Source organism: Streptomyces sp. NPDC033131, from assembly GCF_055578365.1.
The window spans coordinates 33,510-54,738 of record NZ_JBVIPA010000033.1 but is presented as its reverse complement, the minus strand read 5'-3'; the positions used below and the strand labels follow the sequence as shown (position 1 = coordinate 54,738).

The 21,229-nt window shown below is 70.4% G+C and carries 22 protein-coding genes; 17 read left to right on the top strand and 5 right to left on the bottom strand.

From position 1 onward, the window contains the following. Window positions 1–16: 16 nt before the first annotated feature. The 13 genes from ACZ5XS_RS32990 (at window position 17) to ACZ5XS_RS32930 (ending at window position 11,812) form a co-directional block, all read left to right on the top strand. A complete protein-coding gene (locus ACZ5XS_RS32990) occupies window positions 17–1,219 on the top strand; it encodes an acyl-CoA dehydrogenase family protein (protein WP_468657561.1) in 1,203 nt (400 codons plus the stop codon). Then, window positions 1,216–2,190, top strand: a complete 975-nt coding sequence (locus tag ACZ5XS_RS32985; RefSeq protein WP_468657559.1) for a phosphotransferase family protein — start codon at window positions 1,216–1,218, stop codon at window positions 2,188–2,190. The genes ACZ5XS_RS32990 and ACZ5XS_RS32985 overlap by 4 nt, the downstream gene beginning before the upstream one ends. 53 nt (window positions 2,191–2,243) lie before the next feature. Continuing rightward, window positions 2,244–3,500, top strand: coding sequence for an acyl-CoA dehydrogenase family protein (locus ACZ5XS_RS32980; protein ID WP_468657557.1), 1,257 nt, complete (start codon window positions 2,244–2,246; stop codon window positions 3,498–3,500). Beyond that, window positions 3,497–4,273, top strand: coding sequence for an SDR family oxidoreductase (locus tag ACZ5XS_RS32975; RefSeq protein WP_468657555.1), 777 nt, complete (start codon window positions 3,497–3,499; stop codon window positions 4,271–4,273). The genes ACZ5XS_RS32980 and ACZ5XS_RS32975 overlap by 4 nt, the downstream gene beginning before the upstream one ends. Then, complete coding sequence (locus tag ACZ5XS_RS32970; RefSeq protein WP_468657553.1) at window positions 4,270–5,043, top strand: SDR family NAD(P)-dependent oxidoreductase; 774 nt, start codon at window positions 4,270–4,272, stop codon at window positions 5,041–5,043. The genes ACZ5XS_RS32975 and ACZ5XS_RS32970 overlap by 4 nt, the downstream gene beginning before the upstream one ends. Continuing rightward, on the top strand, window positions 5,040–5,834 hold the full coding sequence (locus ACZ5XS_RS32965) for an enoyl-CoA hydratase/isomerase family protein (RefSeq protein ID WP_468657551.1): 795 nt from the start codon (window positions 5,040–5,042) through the stop codon (window positions 5,832–5,834). The genes ACZ5XS_RS32970 and ACZ5XS_RS32965 overlap by 4 nt, the downstream gene beginning before the upstream one ends. A gap of 49 nt (window positions 5,835–5,883) precedes the next feature. Beyond that, entirely contained in the window at window positions 5,884–7,041 is a 1,158-nt protein-coding gene (locus ACZ5XS_RS32960) for an acetyl-CoA C-acetyltransferase (RefSeq protein WP_468657549.1), read from the top strand. Between the two features lie 88 nt (window positions 7,042–7,129). Then, window positions 7,130–7,753, top strand: coding sequence for a TetR/AcrR family transcriptional regulator (locus ACZ5XS_RS32955; protein ID WP_468657547.1), 624 nt, complete (start codon window positions 7,130–7,132; stop codon window positions 7,751–7,753). A 203-nt stretch (window positions 7,754–7,956) separates the two neighbouring features. Then, window positions 7,957–8,328 (top strand): nuclear transport factor 2 family protein, encoded by a 372-nt coding sequence (locus ACZ5XS_RS32950; protein WP_468657545.1) that lies wholly within the window; start codon window positions 7,957–7,959, stop codon window positions 8,326–8,328. After that, the gene (locus ACZ5XS_RS32945; RefSeq protein ID WP_468657543.1) at window positions 8,325–8,702 is read left to right on the top strand and encodes a hypothetical protein; all 378 of its coding nucleotides are present in this window, start codon (window positions 8,325–8,327) and stop codon (window positions 8,700–8,702) included. The genes ACZ5XS_RS32950 and ACZ5XS_RS32945 overlap by 4 nt, the downstream gene beginning before the upstream one ends. 52 nt (window positions 8,703–8,754) lie before the next feature. Further along, on the top strand, window positions 8,755–9,075 hold the full coding sequence (locus tag ACZ5XS_RS32940) for an EthD family reductase (protein ID WP_468657541.1): 321 nt from the start codon (window positions 8,755–8,757) through the stop codon (window positions 9,073–9,075). A 92-nt stretch (window positions 9,076–9,167) separates the two neighbouring features. Continuing rightward, window positions 9,168–10,691 carry a class I adenylate-forming enzyme family protein gene (locus tag ACZ5XS_RS32935; protein WP_468657539.1) on the top strand — a complete coding sequence of 508 codons (1,524 nt, stop codon included), beginning with the start codon at window positions 9,168–9,170 and terminating at the stop codon, window positions 10,689–10,691. A gap of 80 nt (window positions 10,692–10,771) precedes the next feature. Continuing rightward, complete coding sequence (locus tag ACZ5XS_RS32930; RefSeq protein WP_468657537.1) at window positions 10,772–11,812, top strand: MBL fold metallo-hydrolase; 1,041 nt, start codon at window positions 10,772–10,774, stop codon at window positions 11,810–11,812. 25 nt (window positions 11,813–11,837) lie between these two features. On the opposite strand, the gene ACZ5XS_RS32925 is transcribed toward ACZ5XS_RS32930, so the two are convergent. The 4 genes from ACZ5XS_RS32925 to ACZ5XS_RS32910 all read right to left on the bottom strand — a co-directional run bounded on the left by ACZ5XS_RS32925 (window position 11,838) and on the right by ACZ5XS_RS32910 (window position 16,265). Next, window positions 11,838–12,596, bottom strand: coding sequence for an SDR family NAD(P)-dependent oxidoreductase (locus ACZ5XS_RS32925; protein ID WP_468657639.1), 759 nt, complete (start codon window positions 12,594–12,596; stop codon window positions 11,838–11,840). Window positions 12,597–12,640: 44 nt separating this feature from the next. Then, complete coding sequence (locus ACZ5XS_RS32920; RefSeq protein WP_468657535.1) at window positions 12,641–13,690, bottom strand: phosphotransferase family protein; 1,050 nt, start codon at window positions 13,688–13,690, stop codon at window positions 12,641–12,643. Further along, complete coding sequence (locus ACZ5XS_RS32915) at window positions 13,687–14,889, bottom strand: acyl-CoA dehydrogenase family protein (RefSeq protein ID WP_468657533.1); 1,203 nt, start codon at window positions 14,887–14,889, stop codon at window positions 13,687–13,689. Before ACZ5XS_RS32915 ends, ACZ5XS_RS32920 begins: the two co-directional genes overlap by 4 nt. 305 nt (window positions 14,890–15,194) lie before the next feature. Beyond that, window positions 15,195–16,265, bottom strand: a complete 1,071-nt coding sequence (locus tag ACZ5XS_RS32910) for a hypothetical protein (RefSeq protein WP_468657531.1) — start codon at window positions 16,263–16,265, stop codon at window positions 15,195–15,197. 79 nt (window positions 16,266–16,344) lie between these two features. Here ACZ5XS_RS32910 and ACZ5XS_RS32905 point away from each other — a divergent pair, with 79 nt between their 5' ends. The 4 genes from ACZ5XS_RS32905 to ACZ5XS_RS32890 all read left to right on the top strand — a co-directional run bounded on the left by ACZ5XS_RS32905 (window position 16,345) and on the right by ACZ5XS_RS32890 (window position 19,993). Then, window positions 16,345–16,821: an enoyl-CoA hydratase/isomerase family protein gene (locus tag ACZ5XS_RS32905; RefSeq protein ID WP_468657529.1), complete on the top strand. Its 477-nt coding sequence runs from the start codon at window positions 16,345–16,347 to the stop codon at window positions 16,819–16,821. A gap of 360 nt (window positions 16,822–17,181) precedes the next feature. Further along, a complete protein-coding gene (locus ACZ5XS_RS32900; RefSeq protein WP_468657527.1) occupies window positions 17,182–17,997 on the top strand; it encodes an oxidoreductase in 816 nt (271 codons plus the stop codon). Window positions 17,998–18,264: 267 nt separating this feature from the next. Beyond that, complete coding sequence (locus ACZ5XS_RS32895; RefSeq protein WP_468657525.1) at window positions 18,265–19,350, top strand: SMP-30/gluconolactonase/LRE family protein; 1,086 nt, start codon at window positions 18,265–18,267, stop codon at window positions 19,348–19,350. A gap of 52 nt (window positions 19,351–19,402) precedes the next feature. Then, complete coding sequence (locus tag ACZ5XS_RS32890) at window positions 19,403–19,993, top strand: TetR/AcrR family transcriptional regulator (protein ID WP_468657637.1); 591 nt, start codon at window positions 19,403–19,405, stop codon at window positions 19,991–19,993. 376 nt (window positions 19,994–20,369) lie between these two features. Here ACZ5XS_RS32890 and ACZ5XS_RS32885 read toward each other — a convergent pair whose 3' ends face one another. Beyond that, the gene (locus ACZ5XS_RS32885) at window positions 20,370–21,203 is read right to left on the bottom strand and encodes an alpha/beta fold hydrolase (protein WP_468657523.1); all 834 of its coding nucleotides are present in this window, start codon (window positions 21,201–21,203) and stop codon (window positions 20,370–20,372) included. Window positions 21,204–21,229 lie beyond the last annotated feature (26 nt).

The following is a 21,229-nucleotide window of genomic DNA, read 5'->3' as shown; positions in this document are numbered from 1 at the left end:
AGGTGGAGGAGAAGAGATGAGCGCCATCCCGGAACCCGAGGAGTTCCGCGCCCAGGCCCGGCAGTGGCTCACCACGGTCGCCCGGCCGCGCGCCGCCGGCGGAGCATGGGGCAGCGGCTCCGACTCCGTGGCCGTGTTCGAGAACTGGACCCAGGAGCAGGAGCTCGAGCACACCGCCCGCACCCAGGAGTGGGAACGCACCCGCTACGACCACGGGTGGGGCGCGCTCAACTGGCAGGAGGCGTACGGGGGACGTGACCTCCCCGCCTACTACGAGCAGCTCTACCGCACCGAAGAGACGGCCTTCGACGTCCCCCATCGCACCGAGGTCTTCCCGGTGACGCAGCAGCTCGTCGCCCCCGCGATCGGCATCTGGGGCACCGAGCAGCAGAAGGAGCGCTGGCTGCGGCCCATGCTGCGCACCGACGAACTGGCCTGCCAGCTGTTCTCGGAGACCGAGGCCGGCTCCGACCTCGCCGCCGTGCGGACCAAGGCGGTGCGCGACGACGACCACTGGGTGCTGACCGGGCACAAGGTCTGGACATCCGGGGCCCGCGTCGCGACCTGGGGTGTCGCGGTGTGCCGTACCGATCCGGACGTACGCAAGCACGCCGGCATCACCGTCTTCCTGGTGCGCATGGACGCGCCGGGCGTGACCGTACGGCCCATCCAGCAGATGACGGGCGGCACCAGCTTCAACGAGGTCTACCTCGACGGCGTGGTGGTGCCCGACACCGACCGGCTCGGGCCGGTCGGCGAGGGCTGGCGGGTCACGCTCAGTGTGCTGGCCGCGGAACGGCTCGACTCCGGCAACCTCGGCCTGGACAACGCCGACCGGGCGCTGGACCTCGCCGGAAACCTGCCCCGCCCCCTCACCGGCAGCGAACAGCAGCGGGCCGCCGACCTCCACATCCGCACCCTCGTCCAGCGGCTCATCGGACTGCGGGTGACCGCCGCCCTCGTCGCCGGACGCGAGCCCGGCGCGGAGGCCTCGGTCGGCAAGCTCTACGCCACCGAGACCATGCGGCGCACCAGCGACCTGGTCTCCGAGCTGCTGGGCCCGAGCCTGGTCGCGGACACGGGGGAGTGGGGCACCTACGCCTGGAGGGAGCACCTGCTCGGCGCCCCCGGATACAGCATCGCGGGCGGCACCGACGAGATCCAGCACAACATCCTCGCCGAACGCGTGCTCGGCCTGCCGAAGGAGCCCGTCCGATGAGCACGGCCACACAGGTGTCGGAGCTGGCCGGCCGAGTGCGTGACCAGCTCGCCCGTCGCCATCCGGGCGCCCCGGTGGGCGAGTTGAAGGTGCTTCCGGGCGGTCACTCGGGGCTCACGTACTCCGTCACCGCGGGGGACGCCAGGTACGTCGTCAAGGCGGTCCCTCCGGGGCAGCGGCCCGTCGGGCGCAACGACGTGCTGCGCCAGGCGCGGGTGCTGGGCGCGCTGGCCGGGTCCGCGGTGCCGGTGCCGGGTGTCGCAGCCGTCGACGAGACACAACCGGCCTGGTTCGCGATGGACTTCGCGGTCGGGGATGCCGTCGAGCCGGTACTCGACGAACCCGAGGTGCCCGCCGCGACGGCCCGCGCCCGCATGCTGGAGATCGCCGCCGTGCTGCGGCGACTGCACGCCACCGACACCCGTACACCCGGGCTCGATCCGCCTGAACCGCTCGACGCGGTGGGGGAGTTGGAACGGTGGAGCCGCACCCTGCACGCCGTCCCGGACGAACTACGCCCTGGTGGGGTGGAGTTGCTCGCACGCCTCGCCCGTGATGTGCCCGGCGGTCTCCCGCCGGTCCTGCTGCACGGGGACTTCCGGCTCGGCAACGTGCTGTGCGTCGACGAGCGTGCGGTGGCCGTCGTCGACTGGGAGATCTGGAGCGTCGGCGACCCGCGCATCGACCTCGGCTGGTTCCTCCTCTTCGCCGACCACCGCAACTTCCCCCAGCTGGGGCGTGCCGTGCCCGGCCTGCCGAGTGAGGCCGAACTGCTTGACGCCTACCTCGACGGCCGGCCCCGGCTTCCCGCGATGGACTGGTTCCGGGCGCTCGGCCGCATGAAGATGGCCGCGATCATGGGCCACAACCTGCGCAGGCACCGCGAGGGCAAGCACCACGACCCGGACCAGGAGCGACTGCCGCCCACCATCGCCGCGATGATCCGCACGGCACGCGACCTCCTCGGCTGATCCGGACCCACCACCCGAACCCCGGCACCACGGCACCCCGGACAGGAGCAATCGTGGATTTCGGATACTCGCCCCGCGCGAGTGAACTGCAGGACCGCATGCGGTCGTTCATGGAGCAGCACGTCCTCCCCGCGGAAGCGGTCTACGACCGGCAGCTGGCCGAGGCGGACGACCCGCACGCGCTGCCGCCCGTCATGACGGAGCTGAAGGAGAAGGCGCGCGCCGAGGGCCTGTGGAACCTCTTCATGGCGCACGGCGACTGGGGCGCCGGACTCACCAACCTCGAATACGCGCCCCTCATGGAACTGGCGGGCCGCTCCATCATCGGCCCCGAGGTGTTCAACTGCTCGGCGCCCGACACCGGCAACATGGAACTGCTCGCGCTCTACGGCACGCCCGAGCAGCAAGAGCGCTGGCTGCGGCCCCTGCTGGACGCGGAGATCCGCTCCTGCTTCGCCATGACCGAGCCGGAGGTCGCCAGCTCCGACGCGCGCAACATCCGTACCCGCATCACCCGCGACGGAGACAGCTACGTCGTCAACGGCCGCAAGTGGTACACCTCCGGGATTCTCGATCCCGACTGCGAGCTGATCATCCTGATGGGCAAGACCGATCCGGACGCGCCCACCTACCGGCAGCAGAGCATGCTGCTCATCCCCCGGGACACCCCGGGCGTCACGGTCCTGCGCGATCTGCCGATGTTCGGCTACACCGACCGGCTCGGACACGGTGACGTGCTCTTCGAGGACGTCCGCGTGCCGGTGGAGAACATCCTCAGGGGTGAGGGAGAGGGCTTCGCGCTCGCCCAGGGACGGCTGGGCCCGGGGCGGATGCACTACGCGATGCGTGCCGTGGGCTTCGCCGAACGTGCCCTGCAGCTGATGTGCGAGCGCGTCACCGGACGCACCGCCTTCGGCGGACCGCTCGCCGATCAGGGCGTGGTGCGCGAGTGGATCGCCCGCAGCCGCATCGAGATCGAGCAACTGCGCCTCCTCGTCCTCAAGTCCGCCTGGCTGATGGACACCGTCGGCAACGCCGCCGCCCGTATGGAGGTCGCCGCGATCAAGGTCGCGGCGCTGGAGGTCGCCCACAAGGTGGTCGACCGAGCGGTGCAGGCGCACGGCGCGGCGGGAGTCAGCGACGACACCGTACTGGCGCGGCTGTACGCCATCACACGGGCGCTGCGCATCGCCGACGGCCCCGACGAAGTGCATCTGCGGACGGTGGCCCGCCAGGAACTCGCCAAGTACCGGAAGCAGGCCGAGCAGGCCCAGCACCAGAAGACCGACATGAAGGCAGGAGCCGCGTGAGCGCCAACACTCTGGACGGCCGGGTCGCCGTCATCACCGGCGGATCCCGTGGCATCGGGCTCGGTATCGCCTCCGCCTACCGGGCGGCCGGCGCACACGTGGTGATCGCGGCCCGCAAGGCGGCCGGACTCGCCGAGGCGCGCGAGGAGTTGCTGCGCGTCAAGGGCGACGGCGACCTGCACACGGTGGTGGCCAACGCCGGCGAACCCGAGCAGGCCGAGGCCTGCGTCGCCGAGACCATGGCCCGCTTCGGCCGGGTCGACATCCTCGTCAACAACGCGGCGACCAACCCGTACCACGGTGACCTGCTCGACCTGGACCTGCCGCGGGCGGAGAAGACCGTCCGCGTCAACCAGTACGGAATGATCGCCTGGACCCGGTACGCCTGGCGAGCCTGGATGGCCGAGCACGGGGGAGCGGTCATCAACATCGCCTCCGTCGGCGGGCTGATCGTCGACCCGCACATCGGCTACTACAACGCCACCAAGGCCGCCATGCTGCACATGACCCGGCAGCTCGCCTACGAACTCGGGCCGCGGGCACGGGTGAACGCCATCGCCCCCGGCCTGATCAAGACGGAACTGGCGCGGGCGGTGTGGGAGGTGCGCGAACCGATCCTCACCGCCAAGCTGCCGCTGCGGCGCCTCGGCACGGTGGAGGACGTGGCGAACGCGGCGCTGTTCCTGGCCAGTGACGCCTCCTCCTGGATGACCGGCCAGACCCTGGTGCTCGACGGCGGCGCGACCGCCCTGCCGATCGGGGTGGACGAGTGAGCGCGCCTCGATGCGCCGCCGAGCTGTTCTCGCTCCAGGGCCGGACGGCCCTCGTCACCGGCGCCTCCGCCGGGCTCGGCGCACGATTCGCCGCCGTCCTCGCGCAGGCCGGCGCCACCGTGTTCGCCGCGGCCCGCCGCATCGACCGGCTGAAGGAACTCGCCGACTCCCACCCACACATCCACCCCGTGGCCTGTGACGTCGCGATCGCCGCCGACCGTACGCGGTTGGCCGAGGCCGCGCTGACCGCCACCGGCCGCATCGACATCCTGGTCAACAACGCGGCCGCCTCCGGCGAGACCCGCGCCGAGGACGAATCGCCGGATGCCTTCGCCGACGTCCTCGGCGTCAACCTCACCGCGCCCTACCATCTGGCCCGCCTCACCGCCGAGGCGCCCGGCGACACGGGTGGCAGGACCATCATCAACGTCTCCTCCATTCTCGGCCTGGTGACCGCCGCCCCCCTCGGCGGCGCGAGCTACTCGGCGTCGAAAGCCGGACTGATCGGCCTGACCCGGGAGTTGGCCGGCCAGTGGGGTCGCGGCGGCATACGCGTCAACGCACTCGCCCCGGGCTGGTTCCGCACCGAGATGACCGAGGACCTCTTCGGCGACGAGCGCTCCAGCCGCTGGGTCGAGCGCAACACCCTGCTGGGGCGCGGCGGTGACGGCCGTGAACTCGACGGCGCCCTGCTGTTCCTCGCCTCGGACGCCTCCTCCTACTGCACCGGACAGGTGCTGACCGTCGACGGCGGATGGACAGCTCGATGAGCGTCGGCACTGAGATCCGCGACGACGGACTGGCCCATGTCACGTTGCGGCGGGGCGGGGCGGGCAACGCCATCGACCTGGACATGGCGCGCGGACTGCTGGACGCGGCGCGGGTCTGCGCACGTGAGGGCGTACGAGTCGTGCTGCTGACCGGCGAGGGGACGTCCTTCTGCGTCGGCGGCGACCTCAGGGAGTTCTCCCGGCTCTCCGGTGAGGCACTGGAGAAGCACCTCAGCGCGGTGACCGACGCGCTGCACGACGCGCTGCGTACGTTCGCCGCGAGCGACGCGCCCGTGGTGGCCGCCGTGCAGGGAGCCGTCGCAGGCGCGGGTATCGGCCTGGCCGCGGCCGCCGATCTGACCCTCGCCGCCGACAACGCCTCGTTCACCGCCGCGTACACCGGCATCGGATACTCACCGGACGCCGGAGTCAGCTGGTTCCTGCCCCGTCTCGTCGGCCCCAAGCGGGCCCTGGACCTGCTGCTGACCAACCGCCGCGTACCAGCGGCGGAAGCCGAGGAGATCGGACTGGTGAGCCGGGTCGTCGCCGCCGACCTGCTGGCCGCCGAGGCCGCGCGCACGGCCGAGGCCCTGCTCCGCGGACCGACCACCGCCTTCGGTGTGACCCGCCGACTGGTCGCCGCCGGGCTGACCGAGGACCTGGACCCGCACCTGGACCGTGAGGCCCGTGCGCTCGCCGCCGCGGCCGCCTCCGCCGCGGGCCGTGAGGGTGTCGCCGCCTTCCTCGGCAAGCGGGCGCCCGACTTCAGCAGCGCGCCGCCCAGGCCCTGATCCGCCAGGACCCGTTCCGTTCCGTACCGAAACCCATGGAGCCCCCCCCGTGCCCACCACGTCGGAAGCATTCATCGTCGGAGCCGTCCGCACCCCCGTCGGCCGCCGCAAGGGCACACTCAGCGGCGTGCACCCCGCAGACCTCGGCGCCCATGTGCTGCGCGCTCTGCTCGAGCGCACCGGCGCCGACCCGGGCGCCGTCGACGACGTGTTCTTCGGGTGTGTCAGCCAGCTCGGCGCGCAGACCGGGAACATCGCCCGCACCGCCTGGCTGTCGGCGGGGCTGCCGCAGCACGTGCCCGGCACCACCATCGACCGCCAGTGCGGCTCCTCCCAGCAGGCCGTGCACTTCGCCGCGCAGGCGGTCGGCTCCGGCGCCGCCGATCTCGTGGTCGCCGGTGGGGTGGAGGTGATGAGCCTGGTACCCATCGCCAGCCCGATGTTCGTCGGAGAGCAGGCCGGCATGGGCAGCCCCTTCGCGGGGGACGGCTGGCGCGAACGTTTCGGGGACCAGGAGGTCTCGCAGTTCCGCGGGGCCGAGCTGATCGCCGAGAAGTGGGGCGTCTCCCGCGCGGACATGGAGAGGTTCGCCCTCACCAGCCACCGGCGGGCCCTCGCCGCCCAGGCCGACGGCGCCTTCGACGCCGAGATGGTCCCGGCCTTCGGGCTGGCCGCCGACGAGGGCCCGCGCGCCGACACCACCCTCGAGAAGATGGCGGGCCTGAAGACTTTGACCGAGGGCGGCCGGCTGACCGCCGCCGTCGCCAGCCAGATCTCCGACGGCGCCGCCGCCCTGCTGATCGCCTCCGCGGAGGCGGTACGCCGCCACGGTCTGACACCGCTGGCCCGTGTGCACACCATGGCCGTCGTCGGCTCCGACCCGATCCACATGCTGACCGGCCCGATCCCCGCCACCGAGAAGGTCCTGGAGAAGGCCGGACTGCCGATCGGCGAGATCGACCTCGTCGAGATCAACGAGGCCTTCGCCTCCGTCGTCCTCGCCTGGCAGAAGGAGACAGGCGCCGACCCGGAGCGGGTCAACGCCTTCGGCGGTGCCATCGCGCTCGGGCATCCGCTCGGCGCCACCGGTGCCCGGCTCATGACCACGCTCGTCCACCAGCTGCACAGGACCGGCGGACGTTATGGTCTGCAGACGATGTGCGAGGGCGGTGGCATGGCCAATGCGACTGTGCTCGAGCGCCTTTGACCTGAAGTCGATTGGCAACTGAGTTCAACTTGGGGCTACCCTCGGGTACGCACGAGATGGGCGGCAGCCAGGAGACGGTGGGTCAGTCATGGCGACAAAGATCGTTGAACCGGAAGCGGGGCCGAGGTCCAAGCGCGCCGCCATTCTGGCGGCCGCTGTCGACTGCTTCGGCGAGACAGGCTTCGAGGCCACCAAGTGGTCCACCGTGGCGGAGCGGGTCGGCATCGGGCAGACCGCGCTGTACCACTACTTCGAGTCCAAGACCCACTGCCTGCTCACCATCATGCGGCTGGAGCTCCAGCGCTCCCACGACAAGTTCACGGAGGCGACAGCGGACGCCGCGGAGCCGGTGGAGGCGCTGCGGGCGGCCGTCCACGCGGCGTACGACGTCTCCGACCAAGAGGTCCTGCAGATGCGCATCCTGCAGAACCACATGGACCTCCTCTCCGGCCCGCGCAAGTCCAAGCGGGAGGAGGCCGAGCGCGTCGCGGCCCGTCAGCTGGTCCAGCTCGTCGAGCGGGACTGGACGAACCTGCTGGTCCGGGGCATGTCCCAGGGTGCGTTTCCGCTGCGCGACGCACAGCTGCTGGGCGCGAGTGTGCTCGGCCTGATCGTCAGCGTCTGGCGGTGGTACCGGCCGTCGGGGCCGACGCCGCTGTCGGAGGTCAGCGAACTCATCGAGGGCGCCTGCGTACGGATGGTCGCCACGTGACGTCCTGAGTGTCCCGGTCTTCCCGCCCCCCTGCGGATTCCGTCGGGGGGCTTTGTCGTGCCGGTGACCCGGTGCCACTGCCGCCTGGGCAGCTCCGTCACGCACTATTGCCAGGGGAGATTCCACCGGATTAACATCTACCTGAATTGAACTTGGCTCAGGTTGATCAATCGGCAGAAGGTCGGCGACCGAAGGGCTCACTCATGGCATTGCGCGCATACATGGCCAGCATGGACAGTCGGCATCCGGAGCGGACGCTGGAGCTGCTCGAACCTGATTTCCGCTTCCTCATCGCCCTGCCCGGCAAGGAGGTCATCGGCAAGTCCAAGGAGGACTTCGCCGCGTACATCGCGGGCCGCAATCCCCTGGACCGGTCCCACGAGATCCTGCGCCACAGCCGCGACGGCGACCTCGAAACCGTCTACGGAGTGGTGACGGAGGGCGGCCGGTACAGCGGCTCCTTCCTCTCCGCCGCGGTGATCTCGTCCGGCGGCCGCCTGGCGCGCTACCAGTCCTTCTTCACCACGTCGTTCGAACTGGTCGACTGGTCGGCGCAGGACGGGAGCCGGCCATGACCGAAACGTCGAGCGCGGCCCCCTTCCTCACCGCATGGTTCGAGATCCTCGACGGGGACGAGCCGTCCCGGATCCTCGACCTGATCAGCGACGACTTCTCACTGTCCATCCTGTTCTCCACCGGGGACGGCAACGCCACCGACTTCTCCGGCGACCGCGCCGCCCTCGTCGGCTACCTCGAACAGCGCGAGAAGGGCACCCGCACCCACCACCGGCTGTCGGCGACCACGCTCGGCCAGGACGAGCTCTTCCTCGGGGAGGTACGACGCGCGGGTGTGCCCGAGGCCACCTTCGTCGCCGCCGGGCGGGTGAACGACGAGGGCCGGCTGCAGCGCCTGCTGATCGGCCGCTCGTCCGAGATCCGCTTCGACTGATCACACACCTTCACCCCACCGATGGCCCGCCTTCCGCGTACGGAGGAACCTCATGTACAACCTCGTCCTGCTGGCAGCTCGCCCTCCGGAGTGGACACACGAGCAGTTCATCACGTGGTGGCGCGGCGACCACGCGGAGCTGACCTACCGACTGCCCGGACTGCGTGCCTGGCGGCACACCGAGATCGACGCCGCTCTGGAGCCGCGCTCCGAAGGCTGGGACGGGATCTCCGTACTCGGATTCGACTCCCCTGAGGACCTGAAGAAGGCCCTGGCGAGCCCCGAGTGGGCCGAGGCCGTCGCACAGGTCGGCGACATGAAGGGCCGCCGCATCGCGGTCATGGGGCACGAGGCGGAGATGTTCGCCGCCTGAAGTTGCTCCTGCCGGACGATCCCGGCTCACCGGCACGGCACGTACCCCAGCGTTCAGTAGACGGAGTTCGGCACAGCGCAGCGAGGGACAAGATGCGACAGGTAGTGCGGGAGTTCCAACAGAAGGCGGACGAGGCCGACTTCGTCGCCGTCATCGACGACACGGGCAGCCATACGGCCCGGCAGCTGCTCGATGAGGCCACGCGGCTGGCCGGAGCGCTGTCCAGCGCGGGCGCGGCAGACGCGGCGGCCGGCACGGTCATGCTTCAGGCCGACAACTCGTGGCGTACGGTCGCGGCCACCCTCGCCGTGGGCATGACCGGCCGGGACGGGGGTGTCCTCGCGGTCGTCAATCGGCACACCACCCACGCCGAGTTCACCGCGGCCTGGGAGGACATCCGCCCGGACGCCGTGGTCGCCGAGCCCTCCGCGATGGACGAATGGGCGGTGCCCGCACGACTGCCGGGCCCGCCGCGGACGGTGCTCGACGGCTGGACCTGCCTGTCCACGCCCCACAAGCGTGAGGTGTCGCGCTGGTCGGGGGGTGCTCTGATCGGCCTCACCTCCGGATCGACCGGGCGGCCCAAAGGCGTCGTACAGTCCGAGTCGGCCCTGCGCTACGCCGCCACGAGCACCGTCACCGTCAACGGCCTGGCCCCCGGCGACGCCGTCGCCGCGATCGTGCCGCTGTCCTCGACGGCGGCGTACTGCTTCGGTGTCTACCTCTCCCTCATGCTGCGCGGGCCGCTCGTCATGACGGGGAAGTGGGACAGGGCCGTCGCACTGAAGCGGATGGCCGACGCCGACGTCCGCTGGACCATGTGCGTCCCGACCATGGCGCTGCAGATGGGCGCCGAGGCGGCCGGCTCCGGCATCCTTCGCGGCGTCCGGTCGATCACCGTCGGCGGCGGGCCCATGGACCGCGGAGCGCTGGCCCGGGCGGAGCAGTCCCTGGGCACGAAGATCCTCCGCGTCTTCGGCATGTCCGAGTGCCTCGGCCACACCTCGCCGAGCCCCGAGGACCCCGAGGAGATCCGGCTCGGCACGGACGGCCTGCCCTTCCCGGGTACGGACGTACGCGCCCTCACCCCCGACGGGCAGACAGCCGGGCCGGGCGTGACCGGCCGGGCGCAGGTGCGCGGCCCGTCCCTCTTCCTCGGCTACGCCCGCGACGGCCGGGTCGATCCGCCGGCGCTGACAGAGGACGGCTACCTGCCCACCGGCGACCTGCTGATGACCCACGAGGACGGCACCATCAGCATCATGGGCCGTGAGAAGGACGTCATCATCCGCGGCGGCCGCAACATCGACATCACCGAGATAGAGCGCGCGGTGGCCAGCTACCCGCGCGTGGCCAGGACCTGTGTCGCGGCGGTTCCCGACGACGTGCTCGGTGAACGCGTGGCGATGCTCGTCGTCACCGAGGACGGCGGCGGCATCGACCTGGCCGAGGTGACCGGACACCTGGAGCGGGTCGGCCTGTCCAAGACCAAGTGGCCCGAATTCGTCTACGGCCTCAAGGAGTTGCCCCAGACCAAGGTCGGCAAGCTCGACCGGAGCGGGGCCCGGGACCTGGCCGTCAGGCTGACTGCCCGCGCGCCCGACGACCAGGCCTGACGAGCAGACGATCGGTGCGACCGTGCCGTCGCGCAAGCCGACCGGCGTGACCCCGCGGCGGTACACCAACAAGGAGGATCATGACACAGCGGTTCGACCAGGGCCCGTGGGCCGCAGCCGGAGTCCAGACCGTACAGCCCGGGGTGCACCGCGTTCCTCTGCCACTTCCCAACGACGGCCTGCACGCCGTCAACGTCTACCTGCTGGAGGACCTCGCCGACGACGGCGGCATCGTCATGATCGACGGCGGCTGGGCGATCCCCGAGGCGCGCAAGGCACTCGAGGAGGCCATGGCCGCCATCGACCGCGACCTCGGCGACATCAGCCACATCCTGGTCACCCACATTCACCGTGACCACTACACGAACGCGGTGGAACTGCGCCGGCTGCTGGGCTCGCGCGTCTACCTCGGCGCCGGGGAACGCCCGGGTCTGGAGATGCTCGACCGGCTGCGCAGCGACGAGCCCGTGAGTTCACTGGAGACCCTGCGCAGGGCCGGCGCCGGTGAACTGGCCGACTCCATCCGGGCGATGGACCACGGCGGTTTCGACCCGAGCGTGTGGCAGGCCCCTGACCGCTGGCTCGCCGCCGAGACCCTACGCTTCGGGGACCGCGAGCTGCGCGTCGTACCGACTCCGGGACACACCAAGGGACATGTGGTCTTCCTGGACGAACAGCGGGGCCTGCTGTTCTCCGGGGACCATGTCCTGCCGCACATCACTCCGTCCATCGGCTTCGAGCTGACCGATCCCGGTGGCCGGCCGCTCGCCGACTATCTGGACTCCCTGCGGCTGATGAACCGTTACGCCGACGCCCGCCTGCTCCCCGCGCACGGTCCGGTCTCCGACAGCACGCACACCCGGGTCGCCGAGCTGCTCGCCCACCACGACGACCGGCTGGCCGAGAGCCTGGCGGCGCTGGGCGAGGACACGCTCGACGCCCACGCGGTGGCGCGCAAGCTCGGATGGACGCGCCGTGCCGTGCCGTTCGGCGAGCTGAATTCCTTCAACCAGATGCTCGCGGTCAACGAGACGGCCGCGCACCTGGATGTCCTCGTGCTCCAGGAGCGGGCAACAGTGACATCCGTGGGCGGCGTGAACCAGTACACGCGCGTGTGGTGACCTCGCCGGCACAGGGCGCCTGCCGTCAGCGAGCCGTCCAACCCCCGTCCACGTACAACTCGGAGCCGGTGACGAAGCTCGCGTCGTGAGAGGCCAGGAACGCCACCGCTCCCGCGACCTCGTCGGGTCGGCCCAGCCGCCCCAACGGGGTGCCCTCGACCATCGCGGCGTGCCGGGGCGTGCCCCGCCACAGTTCGCGGGAGCGGGGCGTTTCGATGAAGCCCGGGTGGATCGAGTTCACGCGCACGCCGCGCGTGCCCCAGTGCAGCGCGGCGTTCTTCGTCATCAGCCGGACCGCGCCCTTGGCCGCGTGGTACGAGAAGCTGCTTCCGAAGCCGCCGACCGTACCGAAGATCGAGGCGATGTTGACGATCGAGCCCCCGCCGAAGCTCTCGATGGCGGGCCCGCCGTACTTCATGCCGAGCCAGACACCGGTCTGGGTGACCGCGATGACCTTGTCCCAGGACTCCCGGGTCTCCGTCTCCACGGTTCGCATCTCGGCGATGCCCGCGTTGTTGACGAGCACGGACAGCCCACCGAGTTCGGCGACCACCCGCTCGACCGCGCGGCGCCACGCCTCCTCGTCGCTGACGTCCAGGGCGAGCCCGAGCGCCCGCGCCCCGCCGTCCGTGAGCTCCTTCGCGAGCGCCTCGCAGCGGCCGGCGTCCACGTCGGTCACCGCCACCGCGGCACCCTCGGCGGCCAGTCGGCGGACGACGGCGTCTCCTATGCCGCCGGTCGCGCCGGTCACCAGGGCGATCTGTCCAGACAGCCGGTCCTGCACGGGTGCTCCTCGGTCTTCGTCGAGTGCGTCGATGTCAGCGGTCGTCACGGCAGCAGCTCCAGCCCCGAGCGCAGCAGCGCCGGGACCGCGGAGCCGACCAGCTCGAAGCCGGTGCCGACGGTCCGACCCGCGAGATAGCGGGCGTGGATGCCCTCGGCGATGACCGCGAGCTTGAAGCAGCCCAGCGCCTGGTAGAAGGCCAGGGCTTCGATGTCCCGGCCCGAGCGCACCGCGTACCGCTCGGCCAGCTCGCGGCCGGAAGGGAAACCGGGGTTGGCCGTCGGAACGTGGCGCGCCCCGAGCACCGGCTCGCAGACCGGGTCCCAGTACATGAGCAGCATCCCGAGGTCGGCGAGGGGATCACCGAGGGTGGCCATCTCCCAGTCGACGATCGCGGCGATCCGCCCGAAGTCACCGGGTGCCAGGATGGTGTTGTCCAGGCGGTAGTCGCCGTGCACGATCGTGGGCGCGCCGCTCACCGGCAGGGCGCGGGCGAGTCGGCGGTGCAACGCCTCGAGGTCGGGCAGGGCACGGGTGGCGACCCTGTCCCACTGGCTGCGCCACCGCCGCACCTGGCGCTCCAGATAGCCCTCTGGCCGGCCGAAGTCACCGAGCCCGACGTCGGCGACCTCGACCGAGTGCAGTGCCACCAGGGCGTCCACCAGCGCATCGGCACTACGCCGTGCATCGGCCGGCGGTAGCACGGCGACCTCGTCGCCGTCGCGCAGCACGGTGCCCTCCACGAAGTCGACGACACAGAACGGAGCCCCGATGACCGCCGGGTCCGTGCACGACAGCACGGCTCGGGCGACCGGTACTCCGGTGCCGCCGAGTGCGGCGACGACGCGGTACTCGCGGTCCATGTCGTGCGCGGTCGGCGTGAGCACGCCCAGCGGTGGCCGGCGCAGCACCCACCGGTGTGTCCCGTCGGTGACCTCGTAGGTGAGATTGGAGCGCCCGCCGTGCAGCAGCTCCACCGTCAACGGGCCCGCGCACTGCGGTACATGGTCTTCGAAGTAGCTCTGCAGGGCGGGGCCGTCGACGCCGACCACGGCCGTGTCCGGGGTGGTGGCAGTTGTCTCCGGTGTGGTCATCGCGCGGCCCTCCGCTCCCGTGCCGCCCGCACCGCGCGCTTGGCGATGGCCCAGCGGTGGGTCTCGGACGGGCCGTCGTAGATCCGGAACGGACGCACCTCCCGGTACAGCCGCGACAGCGGGGTGTCTCCCGAGATGCCGAGCGCGCCGCACACCTGCACGGCCCGGTCGACCACCCGGTTCACCGCCTCCGAGACGTACGTCTTCGCGATGGAGGTGTGCTGGGCGGCCGAGCGCCCCTGATCCAGCTCCCAGCAGGCCCGCAGCAGCACCGCGCGACTGGTCTCGATGTCGATCTCGGAGTCGGCCAGCAGCTGTTGCACCATGCCCAGTTCGGCCAGTGGCCTACCGAAGGCCGAGCGATCAGCCGCCCGCTCCAGAGCGATGTCCTGCGCCCTGCGTGCCACTCCGAGCCATCGCATGCAGTGCGTCATACGGGCGGGTCCGAGACGCACCTGGGCATGCGCGAAGCCTTCGTCCACCTCGCCCAGCACAGCGCCGTCGCTCACCTCGCAGTCGGCGAAGACGACCTCGCTGTGCCCGCCGAACAGGCCCTGATCCAGGGTGTCGATGTTCCGGACGACCTTCACGCCCGGGTTGTCGGCGTCCACGAGGAACATCGTTGCGCCGCCCGCGTCGCCCGGGACGCCGGTCGTGCGGGCCATGCAGATGGCGAAGCCGGCGCCGTCGGCGCCGCTGATGAACCACTTGCGGCCGTCGATCCGCCAGCCGGCTGCGGTCCGCGTCGCCGTGGTGGCCAGCGCACGGGGGTCGGATCCGGCGCCCGGTGCCGGCTCGGTCATCGCGAAGCAGGAGCGCACCTCTCCGGCCGCCAGCGGGCGCAGATACCGCTCCTTCTGTTCGTCGTCGGCGACCACTTCGAGCAGGTGCATATTGCCCTCGTCGGGCGCCGCGCAGTTGAGAGCCAGCGGGCCCAGCAGTGAGTATCCGGCCGCCTCGAACACCACTGCCTGGCCGCAGAGATCCAGCCCGAGCCCGCCCCAGTCGCCACTCACATGCGGAGCGAACACCGCCGCGGCCCGGGCGGCCTCCTGCAACCGACGCCGCAGTGGCTCCGGCCCGTCATGGACGTTCCCGTCGCAGGCCTGCTCCTCCGGCAGCACCACGTCCCGGACGAACTCGGCGGTGCGCCACGCGATGTCGGCGACCCTCTCGTCGCTCTCGAACCCGATCGACACGTTGACCCCTGACCTTGGCTACTGAGCATTAGCCATCACACTGGGGAGTGGGCGTCTATGTCAATGGGGATGCACGGCCTTTCGCTCACGTCTCCGAAGTGACGGCTAATCATGGATAGCCAGCTCGGCCGGTCGGCGAACTGGGTTGCGGACCGCAGACGGCGCACGGCCTGGCCGACGCCGTGACGTCGAGCGGCGGGTCGCGGCCGGGGCCGGATCGAGCTGCCGCGGATGCCTCAGGAGCGGGTGCCAGTCAGGGGCCCTCACCGCAACAAGGTCACCTGGGCTCTGAGGGCCGTGGATCTTCATGTGCCGGAGCGAAATCGGTTGCCAGGACGAGCCGTACTGGACACTATCCACGTCATGACTACACGAAAGGGCGGCCAGCCCTGCGGCTGTTGACCGGCTCGTGGTGGGTGCGCGACGGCGATGTCGCCGACGAGCGCCCCACCTTTCTCGACCACGCGCGGACCCTCCGTGGCCGCTACGGTCCCGGACCGTGGCCCTGGTTCGGCGATCCGCTTCCCGACGCACTCCCGGACAGCACTCGCCTCGTCTTCGTCGGCGGCGGTGAAGACGCTCTTGTACGCCGTACTCAAGACGGCGACGATGTTGTTCCTCCCACCGGCGTCGAACTCGCCAACCACCTCGAACACCTGCTGCCGGCATTGACGCCCGCCCTCAGCGGCGACGGGCTCAGGAGCCTCCACGACCTCCTGACCACCTGCTCGCCGATCGACGTCGCTGACGAGCTCAGCGCCGAGATCCGCCGCCGCGGTCTGCCGTCCGACGGTCTGCGCCGACTGGGTCGGCAGTTGGCAGAGCACGGTACCCACCGAGGCCCGGTCAAGATCGGCCTGGTGCTCCTGGGCCTGGGCGGGGACATCCGCGACCGAGAACTGCTGCTCCTGCTCGGCACCCTGGATGAGCTCACCCTCTACGCAGCCGTCGCACTCCACCGCTCCCAGCCCGAAGGAGACCTGGCCGTCCATGCCCTCGCTCAACAGGTCGCGGGCTGGGGACGCATCCAGGCGGTCCGAACGCTGCGCGACACCACAGATCCCGGTATCAGGGCGTGGCTGCTGCGCGAGGGCTTCCGCAACACCATCAGCGGCGAGTACCTCGCCCACCTCGCCGCGACCACCGGCGACCTGCACAGCGCACTGAGCCACCCCCACGTCGACACTCCGCTCCTGCACGGCGGCGGGGGCATTCTGGCCGCAATGGCCGACGCGCAGGGAGGTGCCGCACCCGGCCTGGCCGACTACTCGCCCGCCGTACCCGTGCTCCACCGCTACGCCGCCTTGGTCCAGGCCCGGACGCCCACCATCGCCATGCTTCTCGACCTGATCAGCATCACCATGTTCTTCCGCCACCCGCCCCGGGAACTGTCCTGGACGCCCGTCACCCGGCTACTTCTTCAACCACTTCGATCTCGGCCGGACCGCCGACTTCATGCCGTCCGATCCGGAGGCGACGCCGGCGTGGATCGATCTCGTCGTGCGGCTGTCCACGGCTCCGTTCATCAGCATCGCGTCCATCCGCGGGCGGACCAGGGGCGGCGGGAACGAACTGGCCCTGGCCTGCGATCTGCGCTACACCAGCCGCGAGCATGCGGTGTTCGGCCAGCCCGAAGTCGGCGGCGGGATTCTTCCGGGCGGCGGGGGCAGGGAACACCTGCCCCGACTCATCGGACGGGATTGGGCACTCGAAGCCATCCTCAGCAGCAACGACTACGACGCCGACACGGCAGAACGCTACGGATGGGTGACCCGCACCGTCGACGACGCCGGGCTGGACGGCTTCGCGGACGGTATGGCAACCCGGCTGGCGTCATTCGACAAGGCGGCGCCGGCAGCCGCCAAGGCTCAGGTAACCGGGCGACGCTGCCGCCCGATGCAGACCTGCGAGCGGCCTACACGCACTTCCTGAGCTCCATGACCTGGCCAGGGGTTCAAGCATTCCTGCCCCAGTTCGAGAAGCTCGCTGCCGAAACGGGACGGCTTCCACCTGTGCGAACACCACGACCGGCGGGCGGCCGGGCCGAGGCTCGTCTACCGGACCGCCCGGCTGCTCAGCAAGAGCCGTAGTCATGTACGGACCCTTTCCTCCGAATGTGCAGGTGCCTGGCGCCCTCGACGAGCGTTGGAACATCCAAGCGCAAAACCGCACGCTCCGGCACAGATCTTTGTCGGATCGTCGGCCGTGGCCACTTGCCATCGGCCGACGACCACTCTACGTTCGTACGAACGTAAGACATACGAACGTAATGCAAACTCAAGGGAGCTCGTGATGGCATCAACTCGACCGGTGGTACTCGTGACAGGCGCCTCATCGGGAGTCGGCAAGGAAACGGCCCGCGCCTTCGCCGCGGCGGGCTTCGAGGTGATCGGAACCGCCCGCAACACCGCGCGGGTCACCGCGCCCGCCGGGGTGACCTACCTCGACCTCGACGTCACCAGCGACGAATCGGTCGACTCCGTGGTCAAGCAGGTGATCGACCGGTACGGGCGCATCGACGTCCTGGTCAACAACGCCGGCGTCGGCGCCAACGGCGCCGCCGAGGAGTTCTCCGTCGCCCGGACGCACGAGGTCTTCGACGTCAACGTCTACGGCATCATGCGGATGACCAAGGCGGTGCTGCCGCACATGCGCACCCAACGCCGCGGACGCGTCATCAACGTCTCCTCCCTCAGCGGGTTCGTCCCCAGCCCGTTCATGTCCATCTACACCTCGACCAAGCACGCCCTCGAGGGCTACTCCGGGTCCCTGGACCACGAGGTCCGCGAGCACGGCGTGCGCATCCTGCTCGTCGAGCCCGGCCCGATCAACACCCCGTTCGGGGACCACAGCATCCAGGGCGACACCCCCATGCCGCTCTACGCGTCGGGACGGCGCACCTTCGACGAGGTGCTGGCCAAGAACACCAGCGGCGGCGACGATCCCGCCACCGTGGCCAAGGTGATCCTCGCAGCGGCCACCGACAAGAACCCGAAACTGCGGCGCACCGCCGGCTCCACCGCCGCAAGCATCAGCGTGTTCCACCGCGTCCTTCCGGCCCGGGTCTTCGACCGCATCGTCCGCAGGTTCAACCGGATGCCCAACTGACGGCCACCTTTCCCCTGCCGCCACCGACAACAAGCCGAAGCTCCGCTACCCCGCCCGCCGGCCTCACACGTCATCACCGCACGCCGTCTCGTCCCCGCCGGAACGTTCGACACGCAGATCCGCCACACAACCGGCGGCCCGCCCGGCACCCCGGCAGGCCACAAGGGCGCCCAATCCGCCCGAGTGTCTCTGATGCACCCGCCTGGCATCCCTGACGACCCCGAAACGTCCACTGATCAGCCACTCGTTGATTTACCGAGGAGAGTCATGCAGCAGCAAGGTCAGCACACGGTCCGGCGCAGTGCACCGAGCACAGGGCATTTTCTGAAGAGGAACGTCGGCATCGCGCTGGCGGTCACCGCGACGGCGGCCATCCTGGTCTCGGCGCCGACCGCGTCCGCAGGGACGGGACACACGTACCGCGGCGGATCCACTGTCACCGACGTGAAGACCGCGGCGACGTTCGACTACGCCGCCGGCGAGATCCCCGAGAACATCACCGCCAACCCCGACGGCTCGGTGACCCTGTCCCTGCTGGGGAGCTGCGCGGTGTGCGAGCGTACCCACGGGCCGCAGCTGATGCGTATCTCCGCCTCCGGAGAGCGCACGGTGCTCGTCACCGGGCAGGTGGGTGAGGCGATCAGCGGCAACACCCGTGGCAGTGACGGCACCGTCTACTACGCGCTGTGGGCCCCGGGCAACGCCGCCAGGAACGGCGTGTACAAGCTGCTTCCGGACGGTACCCCTGAGCGCGTCGCCGCTCTGCCCGCCGACTCGGGCCCCAACGGGCTGGCCGTCGACGCGGCCGGACGCACCCTCTACATCGCCGACAGCCTCAAGGGCACCATCTGGTCCGTTCCCGTCTCGGGCGGATCGGTGACCCCGTGGCTGACCGATGCCGCGCTCGCGCCGGTGCCGACCGAAGCCCTGCCGATCGGCGCCAACGGGCTCAGGTTCCACAACGGCGCACTGTGGGCCACCAACTTCAACAAGGGCACGCTGCTGCAGATCCCGGTCACCGCCACCGGCACCGCCGGTCCCGTCCGCCAGGTCACCGGCGGCCTGCCCAACATCGACGACATCAGCTTCCTCACTCCCCGCTCCGACGTGGTGTTCGCGGCGCAGAACGGCTCCTCCTCGCAGAACGGCCCGGACAGGGTCGTGGTCATCTACCCCAACGGCACCTACAAGCCCGTCCTGACCAGCGCTGACGGTCTCGCCTCGCCCTCCGCCACCGCCGTGCGCGGCGACCGGCTGTACATCACCGACGGCGGGGTCCCCGAGCCCCACGACCCGAAACTGCAGACCGCCAGGATCAACTTCCCCGCTCTCCTCGCAGGCGCGGCACACTGACCCGACCAGGACGGCAGCCGGGGCGCAAACCCCGGCTGCCATGAAGGAACACATAGTGCGGTACACGAAAGAGCACAAGCAGGAGACCCGGCAGCGGATCATCGCGACGGTCGGCCGCCGGCTCAAGCGCAACGGCATCGACGGCTCCGGAGTCGCCACGCTCATGAAGGACGCCGGCCTGACCAACGGCACCTTCTACGCCTACTTCCCCTCCAAGGACGAACTCGTCACCACCGCGGTCGCCGACCAGATGCGCACCCAGCACGAGAACATCGTCGCCCAGGCGGCACCCGGCCGCGCCGGCCTCGAACAGATCGTGCGCTGGTACTTCTCCCCCGAGCAGCGCGACAACATGGAGGACGGCTGCCCCAACGCCGCCCTGCTCGAGGAGATCGCACGCTCCACCGATCCCACCAGGCAGGCCTACACCGACGGTGCGCTCGTCCTCATCGACGGCTTCGCCGCCCGCCTGGCACCCCACGACCCGCCCTCGGCGCGCCTGAAGGCACTTGGCCTCCTCGGCATGCTGGCCGGGACACTGCAACTCTCCCGCGCCCTGACCGACCGGCAGCTCGCCGACCAACTCCTCGAACAGGGCATCCGCAACGCCCTGGCACTGCTGGATGCCGAGCAGCACAACTGAGCGCTTCAGCCGGTGACCTGCGTTCCATGTCAGGGATATCGAAACCCCCGCTGGCCCGAGTACGACACCGAAAAAGCGTCTCACCCAGCTCATCGACACCGGACCCGGCGTCACGCCCTACCCGGCGAAAGCCACCCGCCGCATTTGGGCGGACCTCACCTTCAACGCCCTTCCGCTGCGCCCGTCCTGACCATCCGCCGAGGGCCGCCGCCCGGAGCCAACGGCGATGTCGTCAGCCCCGAGCGTCACCAGCGCTACACGATGGTCCGACGTAGCTGTCGCGACAAGCGTGGTACCCGAGGGTGCGCACGGTTCACGGTCCTGCCGACGAGCGGCCCGCGAACGAACGAGCAGCCTCAGGGCCGTCGGCCGTCGGTCACTTGGCCAGGAAGGTGAGGAGGGCCTGGGTGACTTCCTGGGCGTGGGTCCACAACAGGCCGTGGGGGGCACCGTCGATGACGACGTAGTCGGCCTGCGGGAGTGCCTGGTGGAAGAGGTCTCCGGTGGCCTCGATGGGCAGGATGCGGTCGGCGGTGCCGTGCAGGATCAGTGCCGGGACGTCGATCTTGGGGAGGTCGGCACGGAAGTCGGTTGACCAGGTCGCCACGCAGGCCAGGGAGGCGTACGAGGAGGCTCCGGCGGCGACGTTCCAGCTGTTGCGGACGGCTTCCTCGCTGATGCGGGTGCCGAGGTTCTCGTCGAGGTTGTAGAAGTTCTCGTAGAACGCGGTGAAGTAGGCGTAGCGGTCGGCGGTGACGGCCCCTTCGATGTCCTTGAAGATGGTGCCGTCGACGCCGCCGGGGTTGTCGTCGGTCTTGAGGAGGAAGGGTTCGAGGGAGGCGAGGAAGGCTGCCTTGGCAATGCGGGCGGAGCCGTAGGTGCCCAGATAGCGGCCGACCTCGCCGGTACCCATGGAGAAGCCGACCAGGACGACGTCGTCGAGGTCGAGGGTCTCCAGGACCGTGTTCAGATCGGCGGCGAAAGTGTCGTAGTCGTAGCCGGTGGTGGGCTGGCTGGAGCGGCCGAAGCCGCGCCGGTCGTACGTGATCACGCGGTAGCCGGCCGACAGCAGGGCGGCGGACTGCTTCTCCCAGGAGTGGCCGTCGAGCGGGTAGCCGTGGATCAGCACGACCGGCTGCCCGGTGCCGTGGTCCTCGTAGTACAGCTCGATGCTGGTCGAGTTCTCCTGGCCGACGGTGATGAACCCCATGGTGTTACTGCCTTTCGGTGGGAAAT

What these genes read in the sequence shown, in the direction of transcription:
- ACZ5XS_RS32990 (WP_468657561.1), top strand. Translation starts at nt 17, where the DNA reads ATGAGCGCCATCCCGGAACCCGAGGAGTTCCGCGCCCAGGCCCGGCAG.
- ACZ5XS_RS32985 (WP_468657559.1), top strand. Translation starts at nt 1,216, where the DNA reads ATGAGCACGGCCACACAGGTGTCGGAGCTGGCCGGCCGAGTGCGTGAC.
- ACZ5XS_RS32965 (WP_468657551.1), top strand. Translation starts at nt 5,040, where the DNA reads ATGAGCGTCGGCACTGAGATCCGCGACGACGGACTGGCCCATGTCACG.
- ACZ5XS_RS32955 (WP_468657547.1), top strand. Translation starts at nt 7,130, where the DNA reads ATGGCGACAAAGATCGTTGAACCGGAAGCGGGGCCGAGGTCCAAGCGC.
- ACZ5XS_RS32950 (WP_468657545.1), top strand. Translation starts at nt 7,957, where the DNA reads ATGGCATTGCGCGCATACATGGCCAGCATGGACAGTCGGCATCCGGAG.
- ACZ5XS_RS32945 (WP_468657543.1), top strand. Translation starts at nt 8,325, where the DNA reads ATGACCGAAACGTCGAGCGCGGCCCCCTTCCTCACCGCATGGTTCGAG.
- ACZ5XS_RS32940 (WP_468657541.1), top strand. Translation starts at nt 8,755, where the DNA reads ATGTACAACCTCGTCCTGCTGGCAGCTCGCCCTCCGGAGTGGACACAC.
- ACZ5XS_RS32935 (WP_468657539.1), top strand. Translation starts at nt 9,168, where the DNA reads ATGCGACAGGTAGTGCGGGAGTTCCAACAGAAGGCGGACGAGGCCGAC.
- ACZ5XS_RS32930 (WP_468657537.1), top strand. Translation starts at nt 10,772, where the DNA reads ATGACACAGCGGTTCGACCAGGGCCCGTGGGCCGCAGCCGGAGTCCAG.
- ACZ5XS_RS32920 (WP_468657535.1), bottom strand. Translation starts at nt 13,690, where the DNA reads ATGACCACACCGGAGACAACTGCCACCACCCCGGACACGGCCGTGGTC.
- ACZ5XS_RS32905 (WP_468657529.1), top strand. Translation starts at nt 16,345, where the DNA reads ATGCCGTCCGATCCGGAGGCGACGCCGGCGTGGATCGATCTCGTCGTG.
- ACZ5XS_RS32900 (WP_468657527.1), top strand. Translation starts at nt 17,182, where the DNA reads ATGGCATCAACTCGACCGGTGGTACTCGTGACAGGCGCCTCATCGGGA.
- ACZ5XS_RS32895 (WP_468657525.1), top strand. Translation starts at nt 18,265, where the DNA reads ATGCAGCAGCAAGGTCAGCACACGGTCCGGCGCAGTGCACCGAGCACA.
- ACZ5XS_RS32885 (WP_468657523.1), bottom strand. Translation starts at nt 21,203, where the DNA reads ATGGGGTTCATCACCGTCGGCCAGGAGAACTCGACCAGCATCGAGCTG.